The organism is Actinomadura hibisca NBRC 15177, assembly GCF_001552635.1.
GTDB lineage: Bacteria > Actinomycetota > Actinomycetes > Streptosporangiales > Streptosporangiaceae > Spirillospora > Spirillospora hibisca.
Map to the genome: position 1 here is coordinate 36965 of NZ_BCRO01000044.1, position 24684 is coordinate 61648.

The following is a 24684-nucleotide window of genomic DNA, read 5'->3' on the forward strand; positions in this document are numbered from 1 at the left end:
TATGGTGGCCCCCTGTGAGCACGCCCCCGTTCCTGACCTTGCCCGCCGGTGTCCGCCGGACGTCCGCCGAGACCTCCCGCGGCGCGTTCGCGGCCCTGGAGGCCCTGCCGGGGTCGGGCGTGCCGGAACGTTGTCCCGCCCTTCTGGTGCCCGGCTACACCGGCAGCAAGGAGGACTTCATCGCCGTCCTCCAGACGCTGGCCGCCTCCGGCCGCCGCGTGCTGGCCGTCGACATGCGCGGCCAGTACCAGACGGCGGGCGCGGGCGACGACCCGGCCGCCTACTCCCGCGCCGCGCTGGGCGAGGACGTGGCGGCCCTGCTGGAGGCGCTGGGCCCCGACCCGGCGCACCTGGTGGGCCACTCGTTCGGCGGCCTGGTCACCCGCGAGGCCGTCCTGTCCGACGGGGCGCGCCCCGCCTCCTACACGCTGATGAGCTCGGGCCCGGCCGCGGTGTCGGGCCAGGCCGCCGCCAAGGCGCGCGCGCTCAAGGAGGCCATCCCGCAGCTCGGCATGGCCAAGATCTGGGAGCTGAGCATCGGGCCGGACGCCCGCGCCCGGAACCTGGCCCCCGAGATCGTGGAGTTCCTCCGCGACCGCACCCTCGGCAACTGCGAGGCGGGCCTGATGGCGATGGCCGAGGAGCTGCTGACCGCGCCCGACCAAGTGGACGAGCTGGCCAAGGTCGCCGCCCGGACGGGCCTGCGCACGCTGGTGTTGTACGGCGAGGACGACGACACCTGGGACCCGCGCGAGCAGGCGGCGATGGCCGAACGCCTGGACGCCGCCCGCGTGGTGATCCCGGGCGCGGCGCACTCCCCCGCCGTGGAGGCGCCGGAGACCACCGCCAGCGCCTTGATCGACTTCTGGAACCAGTCCGAACGCTGCCCGCGCTGACACCGCCCTCTTCCGGACCCGCCGCTCGCCGAGCGGCGGGTCCGATCGTTTTCGCGGGGGGCGGGTATCGCCCGCCGATCGGGTAATGACACACTTACCTGAGTTTGTCTCACGACCGACCCCCCGGTGAGGTGCCCATGTCCGCGACGGTCCAGCCCCCCGAAAGTGTCACCTGGCGCGTGCACATCGACCGGTCCATGTGGATCGGCGGCGTCCGCAGCCTCATGCTCCAGGCTTTGCACCCCATGGCGATGTGGGGCGTCTGGCAGAACTCCAACTTCCAGGAGGACCCGATCGGGCGGCTCCAGCGCACGTCCGACTTCGTGGGCATGGCGACCTTCGGCAGCCCCGCCGAGATCGAGGAGCTGGCCGCCAAGGTCCGCGGCATCCACCGCAGCCTGCGCATCCTCAACCACGACACCGGCAGGAAGGAGCGCCTGGACCAGCCCGAACTGCTGCTCTGGGTGCACTGCGCCGAGGTCTACTCCTACCTGGAGGTGGCACGCCGCGCCGGGCTGCCGCTGACCGGCCGCATGGCCGACAAGTACCTCGACGAGCAGCGCCACACCGCGACCTACGTGGGCCTGCACGCCGAGGACGTGCCCGGCAGCGTGGCGGCAATGGAGGACTACTTCGCCGAGATGCGCCCCCAGTTGCGCGTCACCGAGGAGGCCGCCGCGACGGTGCGCTTCCTGATGTGGCCCACCATGCCGGAGAACCTGAAGTTCCTGAACCCCGGCAAGCCGGGCTACTTCCCGTTCGGTGCGCTGTGCTACTACTCCCTGCCGGACTGGGCCCGCCAGATGTACGGCTCGTTGCCCGAGGTCCCGCAGCCCGCGGTGACGGCGGCGCTCAAGTCGTTCCGTACGGCGCTCAGCACGGTGCCGGAGCGCGTGCACGACTACGCGTTCATGAAGCCGACCCGGGACATGCTGGAGCGCTCACGGCGGCGTCTGGCGGCCGAGGGCTACGACCTGAGCCGTGGCCTGTACGGGCTGCGCGACCCGCGCCGGTGGCCGTCCCAGCGCGAACTGGTGGACGCCTGACGCGCGGCTCCCGCTGAGGGCCCGGCCTTTCAGCGGGGGTGCCGGAGCGCGTCCCTGGCGGCGTCGGTGCCCCAACTGGCCAGCAGCCGCAGGTTCTCGACCGTGGCCGAGCCCGGCGGGGCGTGGTAGACGGTCAGGCACTGCTCGGAGTCGTCGGGCAGCCGGAACGACTCGAAGGACAGCTCCAGGTCGCCCGCCACCGGATGGTGTAGCCGCCGCGTGCCGTGGCTCTTCTCCTTGACGTCATGCGTGGCCCAAAGGCGGCGGAACTCCGGGCTCCTCGCCGACACCTCGTCCACCAGCGCCGCCAGCTCCGGGTCGTCGAGGCGCTGCCCGGCGTCCAGGCGCAGGGCACCGACGGCTTCGGCGGCTCTGGCCTCCCAGTCCGCGAAGAGCCGCCGGTGGTCGGGGCTCAGGAACAGCAGCCGTATCCAGTTGCGCTTCTGCGGCGGCGTCCCGTCCCAGTCGCCGAACAGGGCCGCCGCCATCCGGTTCCAGGCGAGGATGTCCGAGCGCCAGCCCGTGATGTAGGCGGGCACGTCCTCCATGGCGGCCAGCATCCCTTGCAGCGCGGCGCGCACCTGCCGTTGCTCGGGCGGCGCGGTGCCCTTGCGGTGCCGGTTCCGGGCCAGGTGGACGAGGTGGGCGCGCTCGTTGGCGGTGAGCCGCAGGGCGCGGGCGATCGCGTCGAGGACCTCGTCGGACACGTTGTCGCCCCGATCCTGCTCCAGCCGGGTGAGGTAGGCGACCGACACCCCGGCGAGCTGGGCCAGCTCCTCGCGGCGCAGTCCCGGCACCCGCCGGTACCGGCCCGTGGCGGGCAGCCCGACGTCTTCGGGACGCAGCCGGGCGCGGCGGCTGCGCAGGAACCCGCCGATCCCGTCGTCTGCGGCCCGTTCCGTCTCAGCAGGCTCGTCCATGGTGTCCATTATCGCCGTTCTCGCGCTCGCGCCCGCGTATGAGGCTGGTAACGGCAGTAGCAGGAACAGCGGTCGTAGGCGGAACGGAGGTCTGGGTGACCCCGTTCCGCCCAGGCAGGCTCGTCGGCACAGGATCACGACCTTGAGGAGCATCCGATGAGTCCTTCCGCCCTTCGCGACGGCCGTCCGGCGACCGCCGACGAGCTGGCCCCGCTCGCCTTCGCGGGCTACGCCCACTTCACCGCCATGCAGGTGCGCGGCGGCGGGGTGCGGGGCCTCGACCTGCACCTGGAGCGGCTGCGGCGCGCCTCGCTGGAGCTGTTCGGCCGGGCGCTGCCCGACGAGCAGGTGTTGTCCGACCTGCGGACGGCGCTGGAGACCGGCCCGGCCGACCTCTCGCTGACGGCCACGGTGTACTCGGCCGCCGGGGAGTTCACCGCCGCCGAGGGAGAGTTGCGGATGCTCGTCCGCACCGGACCGGCCGCGTCGGGTCCTGCGGGCCCGCTGGCGCTGGCGACCGTCGAGCACGAGCGCGTTCTTCCGCATCTCAAGCACGTCGGCGAGGTGGCCAAGACGTTCTTCCTGCGCCAGGCCGCCGCGCAGGGCTTCGACGACGCCGCTTTCCTCGACCGGCACGGCAGGCTCAGCGAGGCCACGATCTGGAACCTCGCCTTCTGGGACGGCAGGGCGGTGGTGTGGCCCGAGGCGGAGGTGCTGGGCGGCACGACGATGGGCATCGTGCGGCGGCAGCTCGACCGGCTCGGCGTGCCCCAGCGCGTTCAGGAGATCACGGCCGCCGACCTGCCGGACTTCGCCGGGGCGGTCGTCATGAACTCCTGGACGCCGGGGATCGCGGTGCGGCGGATCGGCGCGGTGCCCCTGCCCGACGCGCCGTCCTTCGTCGCGCTGCTGCACCGCGCCTACCAGGCCGAACCGCTCGTCGCGCCCTGACGATGCCTGACGATGCCTGACGATGCCCGACTCTCTCAGGTGATGTCGCGGCGCACCGTGGTGAAGGTCGCGATGGCCGCGAACGCCAGCCCGTACGCCAGCAGCAGCGCCGCCCCGCCCCAGGCGGGCAGGGTGTCCAGCTCCCCGCCCCCGCCGAACCCGATGTTCGCCCTGGTGATGGCGCGGACGGCCCCCGCCGGAAGCCACTGCCCCACCGACGGCAGCGCCACCGTCAGGATCGCCTCCACGAGCTGCGCCCACCCGACCGCCACGATGATCGCCGCGACCTGGTTGCGGACCAGCGCGCCGAGGCCGAGGCCCACCAGCGCGTACAGGCCCATCGCCAGGACGGTGCCGCCCAGGATCGTCGGCACGTCGTTGTCCAGCAGCGAGGTCGAGCCGCCCTTGACCGCCAGGGCGGGCAGCGCCACCGCCACCGTGACCAGCACGTTCGCCACGCCGAAGGCCAGCCCGAACAGGAAGTAGGCGACCAGCTTGGCGGCCAGCAGCCGGTACCGGCGCGGGGTGACCAGGAACGCCTGCGTGATGGTCTGGTAGCGGTACTCGCCGGTGATCCCGATGATGCCGAGGATCATCATGAACAACGTGCCCGCGCTCGCGGCGGCGTAGAAGCCGCGCACGGTGGCGGGGTCGGTGACCGGGGGCAGCGCCGCCTCGCCGTTCATCTCCACGCCCGCCAGCGCGATGTAGAAGCCCAGGCCGAGCAGCGTGAAGCCCAGGCTGAGGGCCAGCATGCCCAGCCACATCCGGGTGGAGCGGATCTTCAGCAGCTCCGCCCGGACCAGCGCGATCACGGGTCACCGCCCAGCTCGGCCATGGTCAGCTCCAGGAAGGTCTTCTCCAGGCCGGAGCGCTCCGCGCCCAGCTCGGTCAGCACCGCTCCGGCGGCCAGCGCGGCGCGGCCCACCCCGGCGGCGTCCACGCCGCTCACCCGGAGGAGGTCGCCGTCGCGGTGGACGGCGCCGCCCGCGCGGTCCAACTCGGCCGCCAGCTCGGCGGGGTGCTCGGTGCGCACGCGCAGCCCGTCCGCCTCCCCGACCAGCTCGGCCAGCGGGGCGTCCCGGACCACCTTGCCGCGCGCCACGATCACGACGTGGTCGGCGGTCTGCTCCACCTCGGCCAGCACGTGGCTCGACACCAGCACCGTGCAGCCGCCGTCGGCCAGGTGCCGCAGGAAGCCGCGCAACCAGTGGATGCCCGCCGGGTCCAGGCCGTTGGCGGGCTCGTCCAGGATCAGGACCGGCGGGCGGGCCAGCACGGCGGTCGCGAGGGCGAGGCGCTGCCGCATCCCGAGCGAGAAGCCGCCCACCCGGCGTCCGGCGGCGTCGGCCAGGCCGGTCAGGCCCAGCACCTCGTCCACGCCGTCCTCGGCGATCCCGGACGCGCGGCACACCACCCGCAGGTGGTCGCGGGCGGTGCGGCCGGGGTGGAAGCCGGTCGCCTCCAGCGCCGCGCCCACCCGGGCGACCGGCCGGTCGAGGTCGGCGTACCGCTCGCCGTCGATCAGGGCGCGGCCCGACGTCGGGGCCACCAGGCCCAGCAACATCCGCAGGGTCGTGGTCTTGCCCGCGCCGTTCGGGCCGAGGAAGCCGGTGACCTCGCCGGGACGGGCCGCGAACGACAGGCCGTCCACGGCGCGCACCGGTCCGAAGTGCTTGGTCAGCTCCTCCACGAGGATCATGACCACATCGTGTCATCGCGGGACGCGCCCGGCATCCTGCAAAGGGACGAGCTCAGCCCGCCGTCACTCGGCGGGCAGCGCCGCCCACGGCTCCTTGCGCGCGGCGGCGGCCTGGCCCTCGGGGCAGTGCCGCTGGAAGTCGCACCATCCGCACAGGCTGCCGGTGCTGGGCGGGAACACCGCGTCGAACGGCGCGTGGTCCGGGGCCTCACCGGGGCGGGGCTTGGCGGTGGGCTTGAGGCGCGTCCGGTACGCCTCGTCGGCGTCCTGCGCCTCGGCCGCGATCTGCTCGGCGCGCTGGAGATGCCGTCCCAGCGACTCGTCGGTGTGCTCCCACACCGCGACCTCACCGGACGGCAGGTGGTGCAGCTCCACCTTGTGGCAGGGCTTGCGCAGCACCCGCGACGAGGCGATCGCGTAGAGCGCCAGGGCCAGCGAGCCGCGCGCGTCGTCGGCGGTCTGCGCGCGCCGCCCGGTCTTGTAGTCGACCACGACCAGCTCCGCGCCGCGCTCGTCGAGCCGGTCGATGCGGCCCGACACCGCGATGCGGTCGGTGCGGGTGGCGACGGTGCGCTCCACGCCGACCGGCTCGTCGGACGGGTCGAGCCCGGCGGCGTAGCGCTCCACCATCTCCCGGGCCCGCGCCCGCTGCCCGGCGGACTGCGCCTGGTCGCGGAAGCCGTCGGTCAGCCAGCCGCGCTCCAGCAACGCCCCGGCGGCCTCCGGGGTGCGCTCGTGCTCGGGCAGCTTCCACCACGCCGCCAGCGCGTTGTGCACGCTGGCGCCCAGGCTGTTGTGCGCCCACGGCAGGCCCTTGGCGGGCATGGGCCGGTCCAGGTAGGTCATCCGGTACCGGCGGGGGCAGTCCAGCCAGGTGTTCAGCCGCGACGGCGTGCAGGAGTACAGCCGTCGCGGCATGCCCTCGAAACCGAGCTGCTCCATGGCGGGCGACGGCTAGTCGTCGGACTCCCGGGCGAGCGCGCCCCAGGTCTCCCAGCGGGCGTCCTCCTCGCCGACGGTGGTCTCCTCGCCCTGGCCCGGCAGCACCCGCAGGTCCTTGGGCAGCGGGGTGATCAGCGCGCCGATCGAGTTGAGCTGCTTGCGCAGGTCCTCGTAGGCCTCGCCGATCGCGCCGGGCCGGCCGCGGTGCAGGGTGTCGCCGGAGAACAACACGCCGAGCTGCTCGCTGATCACGCTCACGCTGCCGGGGGTGTGCCCGGGGGTGTGCACAATCTCCAGCTGGGCGCCGCCGATCTCGAAGATCCCGCCGTCCTCCAGCCAGATGTCGGGCTCCAGCGAGCGCAGCGCCTTGGCGTCGTCCTCGTCGTCCTCCTCCTTGGCGAGGCGGCCGAAGTAGTCGCGCCACAGCAGGCGGTCGGCGCGGTGCAGGGCGACCGGGGCCCAGTTCTCCTCGTCGTCCTCGCCCGCGGCGGCGACCTCCAGCGCGTCGGCCAGGTGGTGGTCGTTGCCGTCGGTGAGGATGACGGCCATGACCTCGCGTTCGCCGACCTTGGCGAGGATGGTCTCGGCGCTGAAGGCCGGGTCGATCACGATGACCTCGTCGTCGTCGCCGACGATGTAGGTGTTGTTCTCGACGTCGTACTCGGTGTCGTCCAGGGTGACCTTGCCCGACGTCACCACGGTTTCGATGCGCGCGTCCACGCCCCGCACCCTACCGCGCCCCGCGCGCGGCGGGGCGGCTCCCGACGATCACCCCGCGACGGGGGCGTGCCGGGCGGCCGCGACCAGCGCCTCGTAGGCGGCGGGGTCGGTGGTCTCGCAGCCGAGGCGGTCGCCGGTGAGCGCGCCGTGGTCGTCGCTGGAACCGGTCGTGACCAGGCCCAGCGCCGCCGCCAGCTCGCGCAGCCGGGCGCGGTCGGCGGCGTCGTGGCCGGGATGGTCGGTCTCGACGCCGGTCAGCCCGGCCGCCGCCATCCGCTCGATCAGTTCGTCAGGCAGTACGTAGCCGCGCCGCCGGACGCTCGGGTGGGCCAATACGGTCGCGCCCCCGGCGGCGGTGACCAGCTCGACGGCGCGGAGCGGGTCCAGCGCGTACCTGTCCACGTGGGCCCGGCCGCCGGGCGCGATCCAGTCGGCGGTGAACGCCTCGTCCACGCTCGCGACGGCCCCGGCGTCGACCATGGCGCGCGCCACGTGCGGGCGGCCCACCGCCTCCCCCTGCGCCAGCGCGCGCACCCGTTCCCAGGTGACGTCCACGCCCAGGGCCTGGAGCCGCTCCACCATGCCGCGGGCCCGGTGCACCCGGTCGTCGCGGATGTGCTCCAGCTCGGCGGCCAGCGTGGGGTCGGCCGGGTCGAACAGGTAGGCCAGCAGGTGCACGCTGTCGTCGCCGTACTTGCACGACAGTTCCATGCCGGGGACGAGGGTGAGACCCTCGGGCAGGGCGGCGGTCGCGGCGTCCCATCCGGAGGTGGTGTCGTGGTCGGTGAGGGCGAGCACGTCCAGCCCGGCGCGGCGGGCGCGCGAGACGACCTCGGCGGGCGGGCGGGTGCCGTCGGAGGCGGTGCTGTGGCTGTGCAGGTCGATGCGCATGGGCACGGGTCTAGCACGGCTCGGGCCCGGGTCTACCCGGCGGCCGGGCGGGCGCGCCTCACTCGTCCAGGCGCGGGCTGGGCGCGCCGTAGGGGAGATCGACCTCCATGCCGGGTTCGCGCAGGTCGAGCAGGGTCAGGCGGTCGGCCATGAGCACCCCGGCCTCGGCGGGCCACAACACCACCCACAACCAGTCGCCCATCGCCTCGCCCGCGTAGACCGCGCGGTCGGGCCCCGACTCCAGCGACCACAGCGGCACCGTGCGGGCGCAGGTCGCCGACGGGCCGCTCAGGTCGATCTTGGTGTGCGGCGGGCCGGTGTCGAAGCCGCTGCCGGGGTCGGGGCCGGGCAGCCCGGCGTAGTACGCGCCGAGGCCGACGCCGATCTCCTCGGCGATCAGCAACATGTCGGCCGGGCCGCTCAGCAGGTTCGGCCCCGACAGCGCGACCGCGCTGGCACGGCCGCCGCTGCGCTCGTCGCCGACCGCGCCGAACCCCGTGACCAGCCAGGCCGGGGGCAGCGGCCACGGCGTCCAGACCGGCACGCGGGTGTCGCGCACGACTGTCGCCAGGCCGTCGCCGCTGGGCCGCTTGGCGGGCGCGCGCGGCAGCACCGCGCCGTGCGCGCCACAGATCCAGTCGCTCGACCACGCGTTCGGGGCCCGGATCGGACCCGCGCAGCGTGGGCAGGTGGGCTCCGCCCTCATGACTACCAAGCGTGCGCGCCGGACCCCGCGCCGTCAAGGTCGTTACGGTCTGACCTGCGAAAAGAACGGACAAAATAGGGTCATGCGGGTGCGTTGTGTGGGCGGGATCGTACGGGACGGCGCGGGGCGACTGCTGCTGATCAAGCGGGGGCACGCCCCGGCGGCGGGCACGTGGTCGATCCCCGGCGGCCGGGTCGAGGCGGGCGAGGACGACGCCGCCGCCGTGGTCCGGGAGATGGCGGAGGAGACCGGGCTGCGGGTCGCGGTCGGGCCGCTGGTCGGCACGGTGGACCGGCCGGGCGCGGCCGGGGTCGTCTACGAGATCCACGACTACGCCGTCACCGTGACCGGCGGGACGCTGCGCGCCGGGGACGACGCCGCCGACGCCCGCTGGTTCACCCCGGCCGAGATCGCCGCCGCCGACACCGCGCCCGGCCTGGTCGAAGCGCTGACGTCCTGGGGCCTGCTGCCCTGACGCGCCCCTGCGCGGGGCGCGTCTTCCAGCGTCCGGGTTCAGCGTCCGGCTGATCCGGGGCTGAGCGGCGGGCTGTCGGCGGGCGGGACGTCCGTGGGCATGTCGTCGGCGGGTGGGGTGTCAGTGGGCCGCGCGTCGGGGGGCGGCGTGTTGGCGGGCGGGCCGTCGGCGGGCGCGCCGTCGGACGCCACGGCCACCGCCGCCGGGTCCGGCACCACGTTCTGGATCTTCTTCCGGCGCACCAGCCACGACACCGCAGCCGCGTAGAGCAGCATCGGCACCACGTCCGCGATCACGTACTGCCACGGCACGTCGCCCTGCTCCAGATCCAGCCGCCCGACCGCCGCTGGGAGCAGGAACGCCATCAGGTTGTTGAACACGTGCAGCGCGATCGCCGCCTCCAGGCCGCCGCTGCGCACGGTGATCCAGGCGGCGATCACGCCGAAGGCGAAGATGTCGAGCACGCCCCAGCCCGTGTAGCCGTGCCCGGAGGTGAACAGCGCCGCGCCCACCACCATCCCCGGCCACGGCGTGCGGAACGCCCGGCTCATCGCCCGCCCGAAGCGGCCCCGGCTGTTCTCCAGCGTGCACGCGCCGACGCCCTGGAGGATCCAGCCGCGGAACATGTACTCCTCGGCCGACGCCTGGAACGGCACCAGCAGCAGGATGATCGCGGCCGGGAGCAGGAACTCGCCCCAGCCCACCCAGTGCTGCGCCTCGTCCGCCGGGTCGTCCACCACCATGCTGGCCAGCAACGACGCCCCGAAGCCCGCGATGCAGAACAGCACCGCCAGCCCGGCGCACACCAGCAACCAGCGCCACCGCAGGCGGCCCGTCACCGACGACAACGTGCCCGGCCGCCGCCGCTGGATGCCCCACGCCGCCAGCAGCACCAGCGGCAGGAACACCGCCAGCCCGGCGAGGTTGAAGGCCAGCTCCGCGTTGACGCTGCCGAACATCGGCTCGCCGTCGGCGGGTTCGGCCGCCTCGCCCGTCACCGCGAACTGGACGATCGTGCCGACGATCATCAGCACCATCATCAGGCCCAGCCCGGCGGCCAGGATCGCCAGCGTGCCGACCAGGGGACGCCACCAGCGGTGCGCCGCCGTGCGGGCCATCTGGTGGAACGGCCGTCCCGGCTCGGGCGGCACGATCCACGGCTGCTTCACCTGCGGCGGCCCGTACTGCGGATATCCGTAGGGCGGGTATCCCTGGGGCGACTGCCCGTAAGAGGGGGCCTGCCCGTAGGGCGCGGGGTGCGGCGCGTAGGGCGGGGCCTGGCCGTACTGCGGTGGCTGGCCGTTTCCCTGCGGCTGGCCGTAGGGGACGGGATAGGGCGGCGGCTGCTGCGGGTTCTGCCCCGCGTACGGCTCCTGCCATCCCTGTGGCTGCTGCGGCTCAGGCTGTTGTGCCTGCGGAGGCGGCTCGGGCGACGCGGAGCGCCCCGGGCCGGGGTCGGGCGGCGCCCAGCCGTTCGCGTCCGACTGATCCGACACCGAAGACCCCCTGTCGCCGACCTGCTCCGAAGCACTTGGGAGGAATCGTACGCGTCAGCGGCGCGGCGACCCCGGCGACCAGGGCGGGGTCAGTCCTCCGGCGGCCGGAATTCCTTCGTGCGCGACAACCCGGCGGCCCGGCCCTTGGCGGCGATCACCAGCGCCATCTTCCGGGACGCCTCGTCGATCATCTCGTCGCCCAGCATCGCCGCGCCGCGCCCCTGCACGGTCGTGGCGTGCTCGTAGGCGTCCAGGATCAGTTCGGCGTGGTCGTAGTCCTCCTGCGCGGGCGAGAACACCTCGTTGCCCGCCTCCACCTGCGCCGGGTGCAGCACCCACTTGCCGTCGAAGCCCAGCGCCGCCGAGCGTCCCGCCACCCGGCGGAAGGCGTCCACGTCCCGGACGTTGAAGTACGGCCCGTCGATGGCCTGGAGGCCGTGCGCCCGCGCCGCCATCAGGATGCGCATCAGGATGTAGTGGTAGGCGTCGCCCTCGGTGTAGCCGGGCGGCTGCTCCCCCACCACCAGCGTCCGCATGTTGATCGACGCCATGAAGTCGCCCGGCCCGAACACCAGGGTCTCCAGCCGGGGCGAGGACGCCGCGATCGTGTCGATGTTCACCATGCCCCGCGCGTCCTCGATCTGCGCCTCGATGCCGATGCGCCCCGTCTCCAGGCCCATCGCCCGCTCGATCTGGGTGAGCAGCCGGTCCAGCCACTGCACGTGCGAGGGGTCCTGCACCTTGGGCAGCATGACGCAGTCGAGGTTCGCGCCCGCGCCCTCCACGACCTCGATCACGTCGCGGTAGGCCCAGTGCGTCTCCAGGTCGTTGATCCGCACCACCCGCGTCTTGCCCGTCCAGTCGCCCTCGTTCAGGGCGGCGACGACGCTCTTGCGCGCGTCCTCCTTGGCGGCGGGCGCGACCGCGTCCTCCAGGTCCAGGAAGATCTCGTCGGCCGGGAGGCCCTGGGCCTTCTCGATGAAGCGGGGGTTGCTGCCGGGCACCGCCAGGGTGGTACGTCGCGATCGCATGGGGCGGATGCTACCGAGCGCGCCGCGCCGCCCGGCGTCCCGGCCCATAGGACTTTCCGCTGATGGGTATCGGCGCGCCGGCGCCCGGCGCGCCGTGTGAGACGCTGCGGTCATGGGTGAGCTGAACGCCGCGCTGGTGGAAGAGGCGGCCAAGAAGTCGAGCCTGCTGTGGCTGGACCTGCCCGGCCTGCCGCAGCCCCGCGCCGCCTGGCACGTGTGGCACGACGGCGCGGCCTACGTGCTGACGGGCGGCGACGGCGAGCAGCCGCTGCCGGGCCTGCCCGAGGCCGACCGGGTCCGGGTGGTCCTGCGCAGCAAGGACAAGGGCGGGCGGCTGCTGGACTTCACCGCCGACGTGGAGGTGGTCGAGCCGGGCGGCGCGCTGTGGGACGAGGTCGCGCCGCTGCTGGCCAAGGACCGGCTGAACGCCGCCACCCATGACGGCCGGCTCGAAAGCTGGGCCGAGCACTCCTACGTCGTCCGGCTCACCCCGGTCGAGACCGTGGACGAGCCCGTCGACGGCTATGCGGCGGTGCGGCCCGTCCCGTCCCCCGCGACCACGGCCGGGCCGCCGCCGCGCCTGGTCGGCAGTAAGCGCCGCCGGGTGGACCGCTAGCTCACATCGTCAGCCGCCGCCCCTCGGCCAGCGCGCGCAGCTTGTCAGGGTTGGCGACCAGGTGGATGGCGTGCACGCGGCCGTCGTCGCCGACCTCCACGGCCAGGGTCGTGATCGGCCCGGCCGGGCCGTCGATCACGATGGCGGGCGCGCCGTTCAGCTCGACCCGCCGCAGCCGCATGTCCTCCGGCCGCACCCCCGCGTAGGGGACGCCGACGACCGCCGCCATCCAGCGGCCCACCTTGTCCGCGCCGTGGATGGTGCGCAGCGCCGCGCGGACCTTGCCGCCGCCGTCGGTCCACAACGTCACGTCCGGGGCCAGGACCTCCATCAGCTCGTTGATGTCGCCGCCGAGCGTGGCGTCCAGGAAACGTTCCGTCGCCGCGCGCCGCTCGGCCCGCCCCGTCTCGTAGCGGGGCCGCCGCGCCTCCACGTGCTTGCGGGCGCGGGTGCCGAGCTGGCGCACCGACGCCTCCGAGCGCTCCAGCGACCGCGCGATCTCGGCGTAGGGGTAGCCGAAGACCTCCTTCAGCACGAAAACCGCGCGCTCCAGCGGGCTCAGCGTCTCCAGCACCACCAGCATCGCCGTGGACACCGACTCGGCCAGCTCGGCGTCCTCGGCGACGTCCGGCGAGGTCAGCATGGGCTCGGGCAACCACGGGCCGACGTAGGTCTCGCGCTGCGCGCGGGCCGAGCGCAGCCGGTCCAGGGCGAGGTTGCCGGCGACGCGCACCAGGTAGCCCTTGGGGTCGCGGACCGCCGCCCGGTCGGCGGCCGACCAGCGCAACCACGCGTCCTGCACCACATCCTCGGCGTCGGCGGCGGTGCCGAGCATCCGGTAGGCCACCGCGAACAGCAGCCCGCGGTGTTCCTGGAAGACCTCGTCGTCCATGGTCGTCGTCCTTCCCTCGGCCGCACCGGACCACCACCCGTCACGACGGCGCGACGGGACCGGATGTGACATGCGTCCGGTTCCGGATGACCACAAAGATCATGGGTAGTGTCCCGTCCATGACCGGAACTCCGAACCGGGTGTTCACCGCCCGCCTGGCGGGGATCGCCGTCTTCGACCCCGCCGGTGACCAGGTGGGCCGGGTGCGCGACGTCGTCGTCGCCCTGCGGCTGGGCGCCCGCCCGCCCCGCGTGCTCGGCCTGGTGGTGGAGGTCGCGCCGCGCCGCGCGGTGTTCCTGCCCATCACCCGGGTCACCGTGATCGAGGCCGACGCCGTCATCTTCGACGGGCGGCTCAACGTGCGCCGCTTCCAGCAGCGCGCGTCGGAGACCCTGGTGATCTCCGAGCTGCTGGACCGCACCGTGCGCCTGTGCGAGACCGGCGACCCGGTGACGGTCGCCGACGTCGCGATGGAGCCCACCCGCACCCGCGACTGGCTCGTCTCCAAGGTCGCGGTGCGCCGGCACGGCGCGCGCGGGCGGGGGCTGCGCCGTAGCCGCGGCGAGACGATGGTGGTGGACTGGGACGCCGTCGAGGGCTTCTCCGCCGTCGAGCACGGCCAGGGCGCCGCCGGGATGATCGCGGCGTTCGAGAAGATGAAGCCCGCCGACCTCGCCGGGATCGTGCACGAGCTGTCGGAGAAGCGCCGCACCGAGGTCGCGGTCGCGCTGGACGACGAGCGCCTCGCCGACGTGCTGGAGGAGCTGCCCGAGGACGACCAGATCGAGATCCTCGGCAAACTGGAGGCCGACCGGGCCGCCGACGTCCTGGAGACGATGGACCCCGACGACGCCGCCGACCTGCTGGGCGAGCTGCCCGCCGAGCAGCGCGAGCGCCTGCTGACGCTGATGGAGCCGCGCGAGGCCGCGCCGGTGCGCCGCCTGCTCACCTACGCCGACGACATCGCCGGCGGCCTGATGACCACCGACCCGGTGGTGGTGCCGCCCGACGCCACCGTCGCCGAGGCGCTCGCGCACATCCGCAACCCCGACCTGAACCCGGCGCTGGCCGCGCAGGTGTACGTGTGCCGCCCGCCGACCGAGACCCCCACCGGCCGCTACCTGGGCACCGTGCACTTCCAGCGGTTGTTGCGCGAGCCGCCGCCCGCCCTGGTCAGCGGCATCGTGGACACCGAGCTGGAGCCGCTGCGGCCCACCATGACGCTGGAGGCGGTCGCCACGTTCCTGGCGACCTACAACCTGGTCGCGGGCGCGGTCGTGGACGACAACGGGCACCTGCTCGGCGCGGTCACCATCGACGACGTGCTGGACCACCTGCTGCCCGAGGACTGGCGCGAGACGGTCATGGACGCGACCGCCGAGCACGGTCCCGACCCCGAGGAAGAAGCGCTGCGCCAAGCCGAGGAGAGCCGATGACCCCGCGCCTGGACCAGCCCATCGAGGCCCGCCGGACGGTGCTGCCGCGCCCGCACTACGACCCCGAGTCGTTCGGGCGGTTGTCGGAGCGCATCGCCCGCTTCCTGGGCACCGCGCGGTTCCTGGTCTACATGACGGTGTTCGTGCTGGTGTGGATCGGATGGAACCTGGCCGCGCCCGCGTCGATGCGGTTCGACCCCTACCCGTTCATCTTCCTGACGCTGATGCTCTCGCTCCAGGCGTCCTACGCCGCGCCGCTGATCCTGCTCGCGCAGAACCGGCAGGACGACCGCGACCGCGTCCAGTACGAGCAGGACCGGGCCCGCAGCGACCGCAACATCGCCGACACCGAGTACCTCACCCGCGAGATCGCCGGGCTGCGGCTGGCGCTCAGCGAGGTCGCCACCCGCGACTTCCTGCGCTCGGAGCTCCAGCAGGTGATCAGGGAGCTGGACGGCAAGGACCGGCACGCGGGCCTGCCCTGACCCGGCCCCCGCTACAGGGCGGCGGGCTCGCGGGTCGGCGCGACCGGGTCGGCGGCCAGCTTGTCGAGGATCGCGCCGAACTGGCGCAGGTCCTGCTCGTCCAGGCGGCTCAGCACGTACTCGCGCACCCCGCGCTGGTAGGTCGGCGTCGCCGCGACCAGCCGGGACCGCCCGGCCGGGGTGAGCACCGCGTACAGCCCGCGCGCGTCGCTGGAGCACGACTCGCGCACCACCAGGCCCTCGCGCTGGAGCCGGTCCACCAGGCGGGTGAGGCCGCTGCGCGACAGCAGCACCCGGTCGGCCAGGTCGTTCATCCGGAGCCGCCCCTCGGGCGCCTCGCCGAGGTGCACCAGGACGTCGTAGGAGCCCAGCGCGAGGTCGTGGTCGGCCAGCAGGTCGGCCTGGAGGCGGCGCGAGATCCGTACCTGGGCGCGCAGCAGGGTGCGCCAGACCGTCAGCTCGGCGGTCGTGACGGGCCGGGACGGCCGCTGGTCAGGCTGGATGGCAGGGGACGACGTTGTCACGCCCCGATCGTACGGCGCGCGGTGACCGGGCGCGATGCTCCCCCGGAGCGGGCCGCGGTGTCGCGCGCGCCACACGCCCGGCCCCGGTTGCGCGTGTACCCGCCGGGAGTACATACCATGAAGGCATGGCCTCCCAGTTGACGATCGAGCAGGTGACCGCGGCGCTCGCCACGGTGAACGATCCTGAGATCCGCAAGCCCATCACCGAGCTCGGCATGGTCAAGAACGTCGAGATCGCGCCGGACGGGTCGGTGCAGGTCGCGCTGTACCTGACGGTGGCCGGCTGTCCGATGAAGGACACCCTGACGACCAACGTCACCGAGGCCGTCTCCCGGCTGGAGGGCGCGGGCCCGGTCAGCGTCGAGCTGGACGTGATGAGCGACGAGCAGCGCAAGGAGCTGCGCCAGAAGCTCAACCCGGGCGAGGGCCGCGAGATCCCGTTCGCCAAGCCCAACTCGCTGACCAAGGTCTACGCCGTCGCCAGCGGCAAGGGCGGCGTCGGCAAGTCCTCGGTCACCGTCAACCTGGCCGCCGCGCTGGCCGCGCAGGGCCGCAAGGTGGGCGTGGTCGACGCCGACATCTACGGCCACTCGGTGCCGCGCATGCTGGGCGTGCAGCACGCGCCGACCAAGGTCGACGACATGATCATGCCGCCGGTCGCGCACGACGTGAAGGTGATCTCGGTCGGCATGTTCACCGCCGGGAACCAGCCGGTGGTGTGGCGCGGGCCGATGTTGCACCGCGCGCTCCAGCAGTTCCTGGCCGACGTGTACTGGGGCGACCTCGACATCCTGCTGATGGACCTGCCCCCGGGCACCGGCGACATCGCGATCTCGGTGGCGCAGCTGCTGCCGTCGGCCGAGATCCTGGTGGTCACCACCCCGCAGCAGGCCGCCGCCGAGGTGGCCGAGCGCGCCGGGGCCATCGCCGCGCAGACCCACCAGCAGGTCGTCGGCGTGATCGAGAACATGTCCTACCTGACCTGCGCGCACTGCGGCGAGCGGCAGGACATCTTCGGCTCCGGCGGCGGCCAGACCGTCGCCCAGGCCCTCACCCAGACGCTGGGCACCCAGGTGCCGGTGCTGGGCCAGGTGCCGATCGACGCGCGGCTGCGCGAGGGCGGCGACAACGGCGAGCCGCTGGTGCTGGCCGACCCCGACTCCGAGGCGGGCAAGGAGCTGCGCGCCATCGCCGACAAGCTGGGCGGCCGCTCGCGCGGGCTGGCGGGCATGTCGCTGGGGATCAGCCCCCGGAACAAGTTCTGACCGGCACGCGCCGACCGACGCGAAAAGCCCCGCCCGGAATGATCCGGAGCGGGGCTTTCGCATAGGCGGGGCGGGGGCTCAGGTGGCCTCGTTGTCGAACGGCGGGCGCTCGCCGTAGTCCAGGCCGCCGGGCGTGGCGTAGGACGGCTCGTCGTCGAAGATCCGGCCGTTGGCGTAGGGGCGGTCGTCCTCGTCGTCCTCCAGCAGGTGCTTGCGGACGAAGGTCTTGGGGTTGAGGTCGGCGACGTCGAAGTCCTTGAACTCCGGCCCCAGCCCCTCCTGGAGCTCGGCCTTGGCACTGTTGGCCATCTGCCGCAACTGCCGCAACGTGCGGCCGGCCTGCTGCGCGGCCTGGGGCAGCTTCTCGCCGAACACCACCAGGGCCAGCACGACGAGAACCGCCATCTCGCCGATTCCGACGTCGAACAACCCGTCCTCCACAAGCGCCAAGGGGACCGGCCCCGCTCAGGCCCGGTCCCCCCAGCGTATCCCCAGCCGGGATGAACCCGACCTGAACGGCTTCCGGCGTGATTTAGCTGGCCGCGGCCAGGGTGACGTCGACCGTGGTCTCCTTGCCGCCCCGCACGTAGGTGATCTTGACGGTCTGGCCCGGGGCGCGGCTGCGGATCTGCGCCAGCAGGTCGGCCGAGTCCTCGATCGGCTGGTCGGCCAGCTTGGTGATCACGTCGCCGGGCTTCAGGCCCGCCTTGTCGGCCGGGCCGCCCTTGACGATCGGCTGCACGCCGCCGTTGGCCTGCTCGGTGATGCGCACGCCCGGCCCGGTGTAGCGGGTGTCGATGCCGATGCCGAGCTGGGCCCGCTTGGCGCTGCCGGTGTTGATGATCTCCTTGGCGACCCGCTTGCCCTGGTTGATCGGGATCGCGAAGCCCAGGCCGATGCTGCCGCCCTGCGTCTCGCCGCCCATCGACTGGCCGCCCAGGGTGGCGATGGCGGTGTTGATGCCGACGACCCGGCCCTTGGCGTCCACCAGCGGCCCGCCGGAGTTGCCGGGGTTGATCGCCGCGTCGGTCTGGATGGCGTTGAGCACCGAGGCGTCGCCGCCGCCCTCGCCCTTGGTGGGCACCGGGCGGTTCAGCGAGCTGATGATGCCGGTGGTGACCGAGCCCTGCAGGCCGAGCGGCGAGCCGATCGCGATCACCGGGTCGCCGACCGCGAGCTTGTCGGAGTCGCCGAACTCCAGCTGGGGCAGCGAGTGCCGGCCCTCGGGCTTCAGCACCGCCACGTCCGAGCTGGGGTCGCGGCCCTTGATCGTGGCGGGCAGCCGCTTCTTGTCGTTGAAGACGACCTCGACCTGGCCGCCCTGCGCGGCGGTGGACACCACGTGGTTGTTGGTGATCACGTAGCCGCCCTCGACGATGAAGCCGGTGCCGCTGGCCTCGGCGCTGCCCCCGCTGACCTGCACGGTGACCACGCTGGGCAGCACCTTCTGCGCCACCCCGGCGACCGACTCCGGCGGGCGGCTCTGCACGGCCGCGCCGCCGCCGGCCGGGGAGAAGCCGACCGAGCCGCCGTCGCCGCCGCCGGAGGCGACGACCGCGATCCCCGCGCCGACACCGCCCGCGACCAGCGCGACGATCAGCGCCATCACCGCGAACAGGCCGAGCCCGGGGCCGCTGCGACCGCCGGACGGCGGCGGGGGCACCGGGGACCAGTTCGGCGGCTGCCCGTAGCCGGGGACCGTGGGCGGCATGCCCATCGGGCGTCCCGGACCCCCGGGCGGGGGCGGACCCATCGGGCCGCCGGGCCGCGGGGGCTGCTGCCCGCCGTGGCCGGGCCAGCCGCCGTAGGGGCCGTTCTGGGCGCGCGGGTCGTGGTTGTGGGGGACGAAGCCGGGACGCGGCGGCCGCTGGTCGCCGTAGTCGCCGTCGGCGGGCGGGACGCCGGGCTTGTCGAGCGCGACCGGCCCGGCCGCCGCTCCCTGGCGTTCGCCCTGCCAGTCACCCTGACGTTCGCCCTGCCACTCGCCCTGCCGGTCGTCGCGCCGGTCCGGCGGCGCGAACCCGGCCACCAGCCGGTCCCCCGGCACCTCGGCCGGAGCCGCCTCGTGCGAAGCCGGGCCCGCCTTGTGCGCGGCCGGAGCCGCCTCATATGCGGCCGGGGCCCCCTCGTAGGCGGCCTGGCCCGCTTCATAGGCGGGGGTCGCCTCGTGCCCGGACTGGCCCGCCTCATACGCGGGGGTCGCCTCGTGCGCGGGAGTCGCCTCGTGCGCGGCCGAGCCCGCCTCGCGCGCGCCCGGCGTCTCCTCGTAGGCAGCCTGGCCCGCCTCGTACCCGGGCTGGCCTGCCCCGTACCCGGACGGAGTTCCCTCCTGGGCCGCTGCGGGACGGTTCCGGTCGGCGGCGGAAGCCTCCGGTGGGAGGGTGTCCTCCTGTGGTGTGTCCTCGGGGAGTCCCGCGTTCTCGGGTGCGCCCCCGGCCGATCCGGTTTCGGCAGGGACGACCAGCTCCTGGTCGACCGTCGTCGGACGGGGCGGCCGCGCGCCCTCCGCCCCGGCGTCCTGCCGCTCAGGCTCGCGGTTGTGTTCGGTCATCCCCATCTCTCCTACCGAGCATGGTTCTCAGATCTTCACGCCCATGGTGCCCAGCTGGGCATGTGATGAGCGTAAGGGCTCCTCAGTCGAAGGGGTTCACCCAGCCGCCCAGGCGGCGCAGCCCGCGGCCGATCCGGCCGCGCACCGCCGAGCGGTCGGGCGGCAGCGCCTTGGCGGCCGCGACGGCGGTGCTCTGCGGGGCCTCGGTGAGCACGGTGTAGACGTAGCCGCCGCGCTCGGCGACCGCCCAGCGGCGCAGATCGTCGCGCCGGTAGACGGTCCGGCCGCCGGAGGTGGAGCGGGTCCAGCCGCGCAGGCGGCGGCGGTCCAGCGCGCCCCGCTGGACGAAGACCGACACCGTCGCCAGCCCGTCGGTGTAGCTGAGGTGGACCGTGCCGTCGCCGGCGGCCCGGCGCGCCTCGCGCAGGCTCAGCGAGCCGAGCAGGGTGTCGGGCAGCGACCAGCCGGCGCGGCGCAGGGCGTCGAGCTCGCGGGCGTCCAGCAGGTCGGGCCAGGGACGGGTGGTGGCGGTGCTCGCCGGGACGTCGGCCCGGACGGGCTCGGGCTCCCCGGCGGCGAAGCCGCGTTCGGGCGGGCCGCCGCGCACGGTGACCGAGAAGCCGGGGCGCGGGGCCGGCATGCGGACCTGCGTGAATCCCGACACCGCGACCTGGCGGCCGGTGGCGTCGATCAGCTCGCGGTGCAGCAGCAGGCCGGTGGCGGCGTCGATCCAGAAGCGGCCCGCGGCCGAGCCGTCGGCGCGGCGGGCCTCGATCACCTGGGCGGCGCGGCCGCAGACCGTGCCGCCCGCGACCCGGACCAGCCGGTAGTTGCGGGCCAGCAGCGCGATGGTGGCGGCGTTCAGCCCGGCGTCGCGGGCGGCGGCGCTGTCGGGCTGGTAGCCGCCCGCGCTCGGCGGCCGGACGGCGGTGAAGGCGGTGCCCGCCCCGGCGGTGTGGCTGACGCGCACCTGGGCGGTGCGGGTGCCCGCCGTTCCCCAGGTGGTGAGGTAGCGCACGCCCTCGTAGGAGACCCGGCGGGCCGCGTCGGCGGCGGCGCGCAGCAGCCGGACGGCCTCGGGGTCGCCGGTGGCGCGGGCCGCGCCCGCGTCCCCGGCGAGCGCGCAGGCCGCGGCGAGCGCCCCGGCGACGCCGCCCGCCAGCAGGGTGGTCCGGCGGGCGCGGGGCGGGGGCCGCAGCGGTGCGGGCCTGGTCACGGCTCCGCGGTGAGGGGGACGGTGGTCGGTTCGGTGAGCGGGTCGGGCATCGGCGCGTCCCCGGAGATCAGGGCGTGCTCGACGGCGAACCGGTCGAAGGCCGGGGTGACGGCGGGCTCGTCGGGACGGCCGCCGACGGCGTAGGAGGCGGTGCCGAGGCCCAGCGCCAGGGTGGCGGCGCCCACGGCCAGGGCGCGGCGGCGGGTCGAGCGGTGCAGGGCGGCGGCGGCCGCGGGGCGCCCGCCGGGCCGGTTGTCGCGGGGCCGGTGGTCACGGGATCGGGCGGACGGGACGCGGCCCACGGGGCGGGTGGGGTGGTTCAGGATCGGGGCGAGGCTCGCGGGGTCGAAGGCCGCCGGGTCGAGGCTCGCGGGGTCGGCCGGGTCGCGGGCCGGGTCGGCGGCGTGCGGGCCGGGCTCGCCCATGGCGCGCAACTTCGCCAGGAAGTCGCCAGAGGGAAGATCGTCGGCGCCGTCGGACGCCGGTGCGCCGGACAGGCCGCGCAGCCTGCTCTTGAGCTGGCGCAGCCCGTCGGCCTCCGCCCGGCACCGGTCGCAGCGCGCCAGATGGGCCAGGGCGCGGTCGCGCTCCTCATGACCCAGCTCGCCATCGACCAGAGCGGTCAGGCGCTCCCCCAGACAACTCACGCGGCTCCCTCGTCATCAGATCGTCACGCGCCGGCGCTCGCGCGCCGGTGTCTCCCTGCTCTACGCGCTCTCCGGCACGCCGTCGCGCGCGCCACGGCGCTGCGGCGCCCGGTGGCCGAGCGCGGCGCGCAACTGCGCCCGTCCCCGGTGGATGCGGCTGCGCACGGTTCCCAGTTTGACATCCAACGTGGCCGCGATCTCCTCGTAGGACAGGCCCTCGATGTCGCACAGCACGACCGCGGCCCGGTACTCGGGGGCCAGGGCGTCCAGCGCGGCCTGCACGTCGGCGTCGAAGTTGCGGTCGTCGAACGCCTGCGCCGGGGTGGGCTCGCGGCCCTGGAGGCGCTCGGCGGCGTCGTCGGCCAGGCCCTCGAAGCGGATGCGCTGCCTGCGGCGCGCCCCGTCGAGGAAGAGGTTGGTGGTGATCCGGTGCAGCCAGCCCTCGAAGGTGCCGGGCGTGTAGTTGGACAACGACCGGAAGACCCGGACGAAGACCTCCTGGGTGAGGTCCTCGGCGTCGTGCTGGTTGCCGGTCAGCCGGTAGGCCAGGCGGTACACGCGGGCGGAGTGCTCGCGGACCACCTCGTCCCACGACGGCGGTGCCCACTCTGCCTCCGGCGCGTTCTCGCGCGTGCGCGAGCTGACCCCCACAGCGCCCTTAAATGTAAGTGCTGCCACTCCCATGGTGCCGGGTTGTTCCTCTCTGATGACCAACGCTGTCGCTTTGGAACGACACGGTCGCGCCTGGGCTGGGGCGGTTGTGGACCGACGTCAAGTAGAACGTGCTGACACGCCAGTTGGTTCCCGGTCAGCGATATGGTCTTTCCAGCATGAGCCAGGCGGGGGTCCCGCGAGGAGGCAGCCATCGACGCCATTCAGGCCACCCTGGCCTACGTGGAGGATTTCCTCCCCGAAGACGAGCCACTTCTGAACGCCCGGCGACGGGGCGAGGAGGTCGGCGCCATGCCCATCGGCCCGGCCGGCGGGGCGGCGCTGCGCTTCCTGGCGACCCTGCTGAACGCCCGGACGGTCGTGGAGATCGGCTCGGGCTGCGGCGTGTCCGGGATCTGGCTGCTGCGGGGCATGGCCAAGGACGCGGTGCTCACCAGCGTGGACGTCGACCACGAGAACCAGCGGCTGGCGAAGCTCGCCTACCGCGAGGCGGGCCTCGGCACCTCCCGCACCCGCATGATCGTCGGCCGCGCGCTGGAGGTGCTGCCGCGCCTCACCGACGGGGCCTACGACCTGGTCTTCTGCGACGCCGACAAGCGCGAGTACCCCGAGTACCTGGACGCGGCGCTGCGGCTGCTGCGGCCCGGCGGCGTGATGGCCTTCGACAACGCGTTGTGGCACGACCGCGTCGCCGACCCCGCCCACCGCGACCCCGAGACCGAGGCCATCCGCGAGGTGAACCGCCTGGTCCGCGAGGACGAGCGGCTGGTGCCGATGTTGCTGCCGGTCGGCGACGGCCTGCTGTGCGCGGTCAAGCGCGACTGAGGCCGCCGTGACGGACCGGGCCGACACCGGGCACGCCGAGGACGCCGAGCCCGGCGCGGTGTTCCAGGTGCGCGGGAAGCCCACCTGGCGCGCCGCCGGGCAGGTGCTGGCCTGCCTGATCCTGGTGCTGGCCTCGGTCGGCTTCCTGGGCGGCGGCGTGATGCGGGGCCTAGGCGCGGGCAGCGTGCTGTTCATGGCTCTGGGCGCGGTGGGGATCGTCCTGTTCGGCGCGGGCCTGCTGGTGTCGTCCGGCGCCCTGGCGGCCCGCCGCCCGGTCCTGGAGCTGGACGGCGCGGGCGTGCGGCGTCCGGCCCGCTGGCCGCTCCCCCGCCGCGCCGACCGGGTGTTGCCGTGGCCGGAGGTGACGGCGCTGGCGGCGCTGCGGCGGGGCGTGCACGGCTCGCGCCGGGGCGAGCAGGACTACCTGGTGTTCCTGCCGTCGCCGGAGCTGGCGGAGCTGGCCCGCACCGCCGAGCGCCCGCAACTGGTGGCGCTGACGCTGACGGACGTGCCCGCCACGGCGGCGGCGGTGCCGTGGTGCGTCCCGATCGACGCGAGCTGGGACGCGTCGCTGCCCGAGATCGTCCGGCAGGCCCGGCGGCGCAAGGAGATCCCGGTCATCGACCGCCGCAAGCGCTGAACCCTCGGCCAGGACGGGGCTCAGTGCGCCTCGTGGCGGCCCTCCCGCGCCTGCTCGGCGACCGACGAGGCGGAGTCGCGGGCCTGCCCCGCCACCTGCCCGCCCTGATCGCGGGCCTCGTCGGCGGTGGTGTGCACGGCGTCGCTCACGGTCTCCTTGACGTGCTGGGCCGCCGACGACATCGACTCCTTGGCCTGGTCCGCGATGTGCTGGGCGGACTCCTTGAGCGGCTCCGGCACCCCGTCGGCGTGCTCGCCGATCTGCCGCGCCATCCGGCTCTCGGCCCGGCTGGTCGGCAGCAACGTGGCGGCCAGCAGCCCCGCGCCGAAAGCGATCAGCCCGGCGGCCAGCGGGTTGCCCTCCGTCCGCCGCATGGCCTGCTCGGGGGCCGCCCGCACCGCCTCGACCGACTGCCCGGTGACGTTCCGGGCCGTCTCCGCGACGTGCCCGACGCCCTCCTTGGCCGATCCGGCGGCGTGCTCGGTGGCGTCCTTGACGGACCCGGCGGCGTGCCCGGTCGCGTCCCTCACCGACCCCATGGCGTCGCCGACGGCGTGGCCTGCCTGCGCGGGCTTCCCCATCACTCGCTCCTTGACCTCATGGAGACCGTGGCGCACGCGCTCGGTGCGGCGCTGGGCGATCCGGCGCGGGCTGGTCCGCTCGGCGAGCCGGTCGACGTCGGCGGCCAGCTCCGCCCGGGTGCGTTCGATCTCGCTTCTTATCTCGTCGGGTGACGAGCCCATTGCGCGTCCTCCTTCAACGTTTCGACGGTCTGCTCGGGCGTGGGCGAGACCTCGCGCATCCGGGACCGGCCGAGCGTGAACAGCACCGCCCCGGCCACCGCCCAGACGGCGGCGACCAGCAGCGCCGCCCACCCCGCGTCCATGACGTTCGCGAGGCCGAAGACGACGGCCAAGCTCACCAGCAGCAACACCATGTACGCGGCGAAGCCCGCGCCGCCGAGCATCCCGGCGGCCTTGCCCGACTTGACGGCCTCGGCGCGCAGCTCGACCTTCGCCAGCTCGATCTCCTGGCGGAACAACTTCTGGAGGTCGGCCGTGACCTCTCCCAGCAGCTCCCCCAGGGACGGCTCTTCCTGCGGCGGCGGTTCGCCGGGCGGGTAGTAGGGAGTGGCCATC

At 74.2% G+C, this 24684-nt stretch carries 28 protein-coding genes; 10 read left to right on the forward strand and 18 right to left on the reverse strand.

Annotated elements, in window-relative coordinates; all coding sequences use genetic code 11:
* Positions 1-14: 14 nt before the first annotated feature.
* A complete protein-coding gene (locus AH6_RS21750; protein ID WP_067482725.1) occupies positions 15-896 on the forward strand; it encodes an alpha/beta fold hydrolase in 882 nt (293 codons plus the stop codon).
* A gap of 137 nt (positions 897-1033) precedes the next feature.
* On the forward strand, positions 1034-1942 hold the full coding sequence (locus AH6_RS21755; RefSeq protein WP_067482727.1) for an oxygenase MpaB family protein: 909 nt from the start codon (positions 1034-1036) through the stop codon (positions 1940-1942).
* 29 nt (positions 1943-1971) lie between these two features.
* Here the strand turns inward: AH6_RS21755 and AH6_RS21760 are convergent, their stop codons facing one another.
* Positions 1972-2862, reverse strand: a complete 891-nt coding sequence (locus AH6_RS21760) for a helix-turn-helix domain-containing protein (protein WP_067482854.1) — start codon at positions 2860-2862, stop codon at positions 1972-1974.
* A gap of 156 nt (positions 2863-3018) precedes the next feature.
* On the opposite strand from AH6_RS21760, the gene AH6_RS21765 reads away from it, so the two are divergent.
* Positions 3019-3813, forward strand: a complete 795-nt coding sequence (locus AH6_RS21765) for an aminotransferase class IV family protein (protein WP_067482729.1) — start codon at positions 3019-3021, stop codon at positions 3811-3813.
* Between the two features lie 35 nt (positions 3814-3848).
* Here the strand turns inward: AH6_RS21765 and AH6_RS21770 are convergent, their stop codons facing one another.
* The 6 genes from AH6_RS21770 to AH6_RS21795 form a co-directional block, all read right to left on the reverse strand.
* The gene (locus AH6_RS21770; RefSeq protein ID WP_067482732.1) at positions 3849-4628 is read right to left on the reverse strand and encodes an ABC transporter permease; all 780 of its coding nucleotides are present in this window, start codon (positions 4626-4628) and stop codon (positions 3849-3851) included.
* Positions 4625-5515 carry an ATP-binding cassette domain-containing protein gene (locus tag AH6_RS21775; RefSeq protein ID WP_067482856.1) on the reverse strand — a complete coding sequence of 297 codons (891 nt, stop codon included), beginning with the start codon at positions 5513-5515 and terminating at the stop codon, positions 4625-4627. The genes AH6_RS21770 and AH6_RS21775 overlap by 4 nt, the downstream gene beginning before the upstream one ends.
* A 63-nt stretch (positions 5516-5578) precedes the next feature.
* On the reverse strand, positions 5579-6457 hold the full coding sequence (locus AH6_RS21780) for a RecB family exonuclease (protein ID WP_067482734.1): 879 nt from the start codon (positions 6455-6457) through the stop codon (positions 5579-5581).
* Between the two features lie 12 nt (positions 6458-6469).
* Positions 6470-7177, reverse strand: a complete 708-nt coding sequence (locus tag AH6_RS21785; protein ID WP_067482736.1) for an MBL fold metallo-hydrolase — start codon at positions 7175-7177, stop codon at positions 6470-6472.
* Between the two features lie 48 nt (positions 7178-7225).
* Complete coding sequence (locus AH6_RS21790) at positions 7226-8068, reverse strand: PHP domain-containing protein (protein ID WP_067482738.1); 843 nt, start codon at positions 8066-8068, stop codon at positions 7226-7228.
* A gap of 58 nt (positions 8069-8126) precedes the next feature.
* Complete coding sequence (locus AH6_RS21795) at positions 8127-8774, reverse strand: DUF6758 family protein (RefSeq protein WP_067482740.1); 648 nt, start codon at positions 8772-8774, stop codon at positions 8127-8129.
* Positions 8775-8856: 82 nt separating this feature from the next.
* Between AH6_RS21795 and AH6_RS21800 the strand changes: the two genes are divergently transcribed.
* Positions 8857-9249 (forward strand): NUDIX hydrolase, encoded by a 393-nt coding sequence (locus tag AH6_RS21800; protein ID WP_067482742.1) that lies wholly within the window; start codon positions 8857-8859, stop codon positions 9247-9249.
* A gap of 38 nt (positions 9250-9287) precedes the next feature.
* On the opposite strand, the gene AH6_RS21805 is transcribed toward AH6_RS21800, so the two are convergent.
* Together AH6_RS21805 and AH6_RS21810 are read right to left on the reverse strand one after the other, a co-directional pair.
* Entirely contained in the window at positions 9288-10745 is a 1458-nt protein-coding gene (locus tag AH6_RS21805; RefSeq protein WP_157431620.1) for a CPBP family intramembrane glutamic endopeptidase, read from the reverse strand.
* An 89-nt stretch (positions 10746-10834) separates the two neighbouring features.
* Positions 10835-11776 carry an HpcH/HpaI aldolase/citrate lyase family protein gene (locus tag AH6_RS21810; RefSeq protein ID WP_067482857.1) on the reverse strand — a complete coding sequence of 314 codons (942 nt, stop codon included), beginning with the start codon at positions 11774-11776 and terminating at the stop codon, positions 10835-10837.
* A gap of 112 nt (positions 11777-11888) precedes the next feature.
* Here AH6_RS21810 and AH6_RS21815 point away from each other — a divergent pair, with 112 nt between their 5' ends.
* Positions 11889-12392: a hypothetical protein gene (locus tag AH6_RS21815; RefSeq protein ID WP_067482746.1), complete on the forward strand. Its 504-nt coding sequence runs from the start codon at positions 11889-11891 to the stop codon at positions 12390-12392.
* A gap of 1 nt (position 12393) precedes the next feature.
* Here AH6_RS21815 and AH6_RS21820 read toward each other — a convergent pair whose 3' ends face one another.
* Positions 12394-13284 (reverse strand): RNA polymerase sigma-70 factor, encoded by an 891-nt coding sequence (locus tag AH6_RS21820; RefSeq protein WP_067482747.1) that lies wholly within the window; start codon positions 13282-13284, stop codon positions 12394-12396.
* Positions 13285-13403: 119 nt separating this feature from the next.
* Between AH6_RS21820 and AH6_RS21825 the strand changes: the two genes are divergently transcribed.
* Complete coding sequence (locus AH6_RS21825) at positions 13404-14720, forward strand: magnesium transporter MgtE N-terminal domain-containing protein (protein ID WP_083983316.1); 1317 nt, start codon at positions 13404-13406, stop codon at positions 14718-14720.
* Positions 14717-15205 (forward strand): DUF1003 domain-containing protein, encoded by a 489-nt coding sequence (locus tag AH6_RS21830; RefSeq protein ID WP_067482752.1) that lies wholly within the window; start codon positions 14717-14719, stop codon positions 15203-15205. The genes AH6_RS21825 and AH6_RS21830 overlap by 4 nt, the downstream gene beginning before the upstream one ends.
* 11 nt (positions 15206-15216) lie before the next feature.
* On the opposite strand, the gene AH6_RS21835 is transcribed toward AH6_RS21830, so the two are convergent.
* Positions 15217-15729, reverse strand: coding sequence for a MarR family winged helix-turn-helix transcriptional regulator (locus AH6_RS21835; protein ID WP_245679411.1), 513 nt, complete (start codon positions 15727-15729; stop codon positions 15217-15219).
* Between the two features lie 125 nt (positions 15730-15854).
* On the opposite strand from AH6_RS21835, the gene AH6_RS21840 reads away from it, so the two are divergent.
* Positions 15855-16994: an Mrp/NBP35 family ATP-binding protein gene (locus AH6_RS21840; RefSeq protein WP_067482754.1), complete on the forward strand. Its 1140-nt coding sequence runs from the start codon at positions 15855-15857 to the stop codon at positions 16992-16994.
* 78 nt (positions 16995-17072) lie between these two features.
* On the opposite strand, the gene AH6_RS21845 is transcribed toward AH6_RS21840, so the two are convergent.
* The 5 genes from AH6_RS21845 to sigE form a co-directional block, all read right to left on the reverse strand.
* Entirely contained in the window at positions 17073-17423 is a 351-nt protein-coding gene (locus AH6_RS21845; RefSeq protein ID WP_067482859.1) for a sec-independent translocase, read from the reverse strand.
* 103 nt (positions 17424-17526) lie between these two features.
* Entirely contained in the window at positions 17527-19545 is a 2019-nt protein-coding gene (locus AH6_RS21850) for a trypsin-like peptidase domain-containing protein (RefSeq protein ID WP_067482756.1), read from the reverse strand.
* An 82-nt stretch (positions 19546-19627) separates the two neighbouring features.
* Positions 19628-20761 (reverse strand): sigma-E factor regulatory protein RseB domain-containing protein, encoded by a 1134-nt coding sequence (locus tag AH6_RS21855; protein WP_067482758.1) that lies wholly within the window; start codon positions 20759-20761, stop codon positions 19628-19630.
* Positions 20758-21408 (reverse strand): anti-sigma factor family protein, encoded by a 651-nt coding sequence (locus tag AH6_RS46010; RefSeq protein ID WP_067482760.1) that lies wholly within the window; start codon positions 21406-21408, stop codon positions 20758-20760. Before AH6_RS46010 ends, AH6_RS21855 begins: the two co-directional genes overlap by 4 nt.
* 60 nt (positions 21409-21468) lie before the next feature.
* A complete protein-coding gene (sigE, locus tag AH6_RS21865) occupies positions 21469-22092 on the reverse strand; it encodes an RNA polymerase sigma factor SigE (RefSeq protein WP_067482765.1) in 624 nt (207 codons plus the stop codon).
* Between the two features lie 210 nt (positions 22093-22302).
* Here sigE and AH6_RS21870 point away from each other — a divergent pair, with 210 nt between their 5' ends.
* Both AH6_RS21870 and AH6_RS46705 read left to right on the forward strand, forming a co-directional pair.
* On the forward strand, positions 22303-22905 hold the full coding sequence (locus AH6_RS21870) for an O-methyltransferase (protein ID WP_067482767.1): 603 nt from the start codon (positions 22303-22305) through the stop codon (positions 22903-22905).
* A 7-nt stretch (positions 22906-22912) separates the two neighbouring features.
* The gene (locus AH6_RS46705; RefSeq protein WP_067482769.1) at positions 22913-23545 is read left to right on the forward strand and encodes a hypothetical protein; all 633 of its coding nucleotides are present in this window, start codon (positions 22913-22915) and stop codon (positions 23543-23545) included.
* A gap of 20 nt (positions 23546-23565) precedes the next feature.
* On the opposite strand, the gene AH6_RS21880 is transcribed toward AH6_RS46705, so the two are convergent.
* Together AH6_RS21880 and AH6_RS21885 are read right to left on the reverse strand one after the other, a co-directional pair.
* Complete coding sequence (locus tag AH6_RS21880) at positions 23566-24288, reverse strand: DUF3618 domain-containing protein (protein WP_067482771.1); 723 nt, start codon at positions 24286-24288, stop codon at positions 23566-23568.
* On the reverse strand, positions 24264-24683 hold the full coding sequence (locus AH6_RS21885; RefSeq protein WP_067482773.1) for a phage holin family protein: 420 nt from the start codon (positions 24681-24683) through the stop codon (positions 24264-24266). Before AH6_RS21885 ends, AH6_RS21880 begins: the two co-directional genes overlap by 25 nt.
* Position 24684: the final 1 nt, after the last annotated feature.

Coding starts and splice junctions, on each gene's coding strand:
- AH6_RS21755 (WP_067482727.1), top strand. CDS start 1,034: ATGTCCGCGACGGTCCAGCCCCCCGAAAGTGTCACCTGGCGCGTGCAC.
- AH6_RS21760 (WP_067482854.1), bottom strand. CDS start 2,862: ATGGACGAGCCTGCTGAGACGGAACGGGCCGCAGACGACGGGATCGGC.
- AH6_RS21765 (WP_067482729.1), top strand. CDS start 3,019: ATGAGTCCTTCCGCCCTTCGCGACGGCCGTCCGGCGACCGCCGACGAG.
- AH6_RS21775 (WP_067482856.1), bottom strand. CDS start 5,515: ATGATCCTCGTGGAGGAGCTGACCAAGCACTTCGGACCGGTGCGCGCC.
- AH6_RS21780 (WP_067482734.1), bottom strand. CDS start 6,457: ATGGAGCAGCTCGGTTTCGAGGGCATGCCGCGACGGCTGTACTCCTGC.
- AH6_RS21790 (WP_067482738.1), bottom strand. CDS start 8,068: ATGCGCATCGACCTGCACAGCCACAGCACCGCCTCCGACGGCACCCGC.
- AH6_RS21795 (WP_067482740.1), bottom strand. CDS start 8,774: ATGAGGGCGGAGCCCACCTGCCCACGCTGCGCGGGTCCGATCCGGGCC.
- AH6_RS21800 (WP_067482742.1), top strand. CDS start 8,857: ATGCGGGTGCGTTGTGTGGGCGGGATCGTACGGGACGGCGCGGGGCGA.
- AH6_RS21810 (WP_067482857.1), bottom strand. CDS start 11,776: ATGCGATCGCGACGTACCACCCTGGCGGTGCCCGGCAGCAACCCCCGC.
- AH6_RS21815 (WP_067482746.1), top strand. CDS start 11,889: ATGGGTGAGCTGAACGCCGCGCTGGTGGAAGAGGCGGCCAAGAAGTCG.
- AH6_RS21820 (WP_067482747.1), bottom strand. CDS start 13,284: ATGGACGACGAGGTCTTCCAGGAACACCGCGGGCTGCTGTTCGCGGTG.
- AH6_RS21825 (WP_083983316.1), top strand. CDS start 13,404: ATGACCGGAACTCCGAACCGGGTGTTCACCGCCCGCCTGGCGGGGATC.
- AH6_RS21830 (WP_067482752.1), top strand. CDS start 14,717: ATGACCCCGCGCCTGGACCAGCCCATCGAGGCCCGCCGGACGGTGCTG.
- AH6_RS21840 (WP_067482754.1), top strand. CDS start 15,855: ATGGCCTCCCAGTTGACGATCGAGCAGGTGACCGCGGCGCTCGCCACG.
- AH6_RS21850 (WP_067482756.1), bottom strand. CDS start 19,545: ATGACCGAACACAACCGCGAGCCTGAGCGGCAGGACGCCGGGGCGGAG.
- sigE (WP_067482765.1), bottom strand. CDS start 22,092: ATGGGAGTGGCAGCACTTACATTTAAGGGCGCTGTGGGGGTCAGCTCG.
- AH6_RS21880 (WP_067482771.1), bottom strand. CDS start 24,288: ATGGGCTCGTCACCCGACGAGATAAGAAGCGAGATCGAACGCACCCGG.
- AH6_RS21885 (WP_067482773.1), bottom strand. CDS start 24,683: ATGGCCACTCCCTACTACCCGCCCGGCGAACCGCCGCCGCAGGAAGAG.